The 3,214-nt window shown below is 47.5% G+C and carries 1 protein-coding gene; it reads right to left on the minus strand.

The genetic code is table 11. The features are described from left to right. Nucleotides 1–95: 95 nt before the first annotated feature. Complete coding sequence (locus GMES_RS06780; protein WP_006991878.1) at nt 96–3,074, minus strand: Tn3-like element ISShfr9 family transposase; 2,979 nt, start codon at nt 3,072–3,074, stop codon at nt 96–98. Between the last annotated feature and the right edge of the window lie 140 nt (nt 3,075–3,214).

Consider the following 3,214-nt stretch of genomic DNA (forward strand, 5'->3'; position numbering starts at 1 on the left):
AGGGGTTCTGGGGATTTCCCCCTCTAAAAAGACATAATCCTCTGTAGACTACACCAATAAATGGCTGCGGAGGTGGTTTACTTTCAGTTTGGAGCCTAATCATCCACTATCGGCCTCGTTATTTCGCCAATATCGGGCAATTTCCCAGTATTAGTGAAGTTATACGTTCCGCTTAAGTTGATATTTTGCCACGCAACGGGCGAAACAGAACGAGTGATACCCGCTTTCTCTTCATCTCCTCTCGCTTCAAAGTGTTCCAGCAGATGACTCAGTATCGCGGAGTTGAAGTAGATGATCGCGTTGGCAAGCAATCTTGCACATTCATTCCAGATAGCGATTTCAGACTCGTTTTTGCCTCGGAACTGATCGCCATTTACCGACGCAATAGCCCGTCTCAGGAAGTGCCACGCTTCTCCCCGGTTAAGAGCACGCTGAACGTACTGCCGCAAACTGGCATTGTCTATGTAATCCAGTAAATATTGCGCTTTGACCAGTCGATTATACTCCGTCAGCGCCTGTAATGTCGGGTGCCCCGAAGGATAACCAGACAACTTTCTTACCAGCATTGCCTGTGTCGTTCGCTTTGTCTGAAGTGACAGAACAATGCGCCTAATATCCTGCCATCCCGTTTCGATGACATTCGTCCTGATGGGCTTTTTCAGGGCAAGGTTGGTGCCGCCATGTTCATTTTCAGTTACGTCAAACAGATCGTTGATGACACTACTGAACTGCGCGTATCGCGGTGCAAAACTGTAACCGCATAGATCCAGTAAGGCGAAGTTAACATGATTGACACCGTGTGTATCTGTCGAGAGTACGTCAGGTTTGATATCACTGCTGTTGGATTGTAACAGGTCATAAATATAGTGTGATTCGTGCTCGTTGGAACCGATGATCCGAGCATTGAGGGCGCTGTGGTTGGCTACCAGTGTCATGGCCGTGATCCCTTTATTGGTGCCGAAATACTTAGAGGAGTACCGGGTTTTAAAGGTTTCCAGATGGGTTTCGAATTTCTGACCATCCGCACTGGCATGCAACTGGTCCTCCTGAATATGGTAGTGGCGGAAGATGGGTAGCGCTGCAACCGCATTATTGATCACATCGCTGGCATCATGCAGCGTTTCAGGCCGGATATAGTTGGCCTGCACCGTACTCAGGTGTTCATAGCTTCGATCGGAGATCTGCGCCATGCCATACACACCACGGTGAGTGGCGTTGGCAATCAGAATGGCCAGTAAATCATCCTGATGAGTGAACCCTTGTTTTTGTATCGGAAGTACATGAGTCAGACATTTCATGAACCCGGTTTCGCGCTCTACATACCGCAGTACATCCGCGATATCGACCGGTTGCATTCGCTTAAAAAAGGGATTGTTGACCAGAGATGTAGCGCTTTTGGTCGGCAGACGCCAGCGGGTACCGGTACGATTTTTCATGATCACATTTCGATTGTCTCCCTCATCAATATGGAGAGCAACGTCTTTGAGCGCACTTTCCAGCCGGTGTTGTTGCTCCTGTAACAATAACTCTGCGGGCTGTTTTAGTCTGTCCAGTGTTGATGAGGCCAGCAAGGTATCCTGCGATGTCTGGGGGATCAGGTCGTCTTCCAGTGCGCGGTATTTGGTAACATTTGGCAAATAAATGCGTCCGTTCAGTCGCGAAGTCAACTGGCGGTAGAGCAGCCATTCGTAACGTTGCGGGTTAACGTTATCCTGTTTAACCAACCATGGGAGGTGCTTTTTCGGGATGAGCGACGTATCCATCGTCTTCAGTGGTCCACCGGATGCGATTTCCGTCTGAATCTGTTGAAGTTGGGCGACGACGGCTTCTGAGCCTTTACCGGCCTCACAATCAAGGCACAAGAACACCTGCCTTAACAGTTGCTTCAGGAGATTGCATTGTTCATCGTAATGTTGCCACTGGTACTCTTCCACGGTCCGTTTCTGTTTTTTCAGGTAAAGGCAGAGGGTCTGGATATCCCTGTCATTCATGACCTTCAATGCCTGTTGTCTGACTACTGAGAAGGGTTGATTATCATCAATGTTCTCATCCACAAACAGATGCAGTAACTCTGCCGCTTTTGTGACATTGTCCGCGGCTGACTGCCAGGACAGGAACACTGCTTGTTGTGCAAAGGTGTTGGCAGCTTCTTGTTGCTTGCGGATATGGTAAATGAACCCATCAGTTAACCGTTCCAGTGCCAGTTGTATCCGCTCTGTCAGGTGACATAGCAACCATAGATGCTGCTGTGCGCGTTTGAATCGTTTGAGTTTACTGCCGTAATAGTTGATGAGCTCACCGAAGTGTTGTCGATTTTTAAGAGACAGATTAAGCCCATCGATAACGCCATTGATTTGCGTGCGCCATGGCGCTAACTGATGATAAAGGGCAAGCTCTTTTTTAAGCTCAGGTACGGTCAGACTTTTTGCACCGCCTCTGAGCTGGTTCAGGCTTAGTCCGTCATCAATGGCTGTTATGCTGTCCAGAAAGACGTGAAGTTCAGGACTGGTGAGTTGATTAAGTTGGTGCGCCAGGTCTTTTCTGACCTGCTGCATTGTTCTGCTTATCAGTCTCTGGAGTACGGTATACCTGGGGATAGCAATGCTGTGACTGGCTAGGAATTCAATAGCAGTATCAAAGAGGTAACGCGGCTCCAGCCAGGCATTGCCCACCTGAACAAGGTGGTCGAAAAGAGAATTGAAGTGCTGACTTTCGTCCCATTTGTGATAACCAGCAAGGTCTAATACTTTTGCGTAGAGTCGATCTTTTTGTTTTTGTGAGGGAGTGAATGGTCTGAGCCCCTTGCCGCCAAGCAGCTCTTTACTGATGAACATTAAATCCTTAGAAACCTGCGAGTAAGCGATATCTAGGATGACGGGCTTTGATTTAAAGTATCCCAAAATCGCGACAAAGTAACATCTATGAGCTCTGAGACGAATTGACCGAAAAACTGCCAATTCCCCATCGTTCAGAGAAAAATACAGACGTTGTTCTTCGATTGAAAAAATGGGTGGGGAATAAAGATCTGCCTGTTCTGCTCTCGTGAGAATAGAAATTTCGTTTTTGATGGCCATATCAGGGCTGTTCCGTATTAAAATGTACGATATCTACCTAATTTGCCACACTTATAAGTAGTAACCTACCTCCACAGCCATTTATTAGTGTGGTCTACAGAGGATTATGTCTTTTTAGAGGGGGAAATCCCCAGAACCCC

The sequence above is a fragment of the Paraglaciecola mesophila KMM 241 genome (assembly GCF_000315015.1).
Lineage (GTDB): Bacteria > Pseudomonadota > Gammaproteobacteria > Enterobacterales > Alteromonadaceae > Paraglaciecola > Paraglaciecola mesophila.

What these genes read in the sequence shown, in the direction of transcription:
- GMES_RS06780 (WP_006991878.1), bottom strand. Translation starts at nt 3,074, where the DNA reads ATGGCCATCAAAAACGAAATTTCTATTCTCACGAGAGCAGAACAGGCA.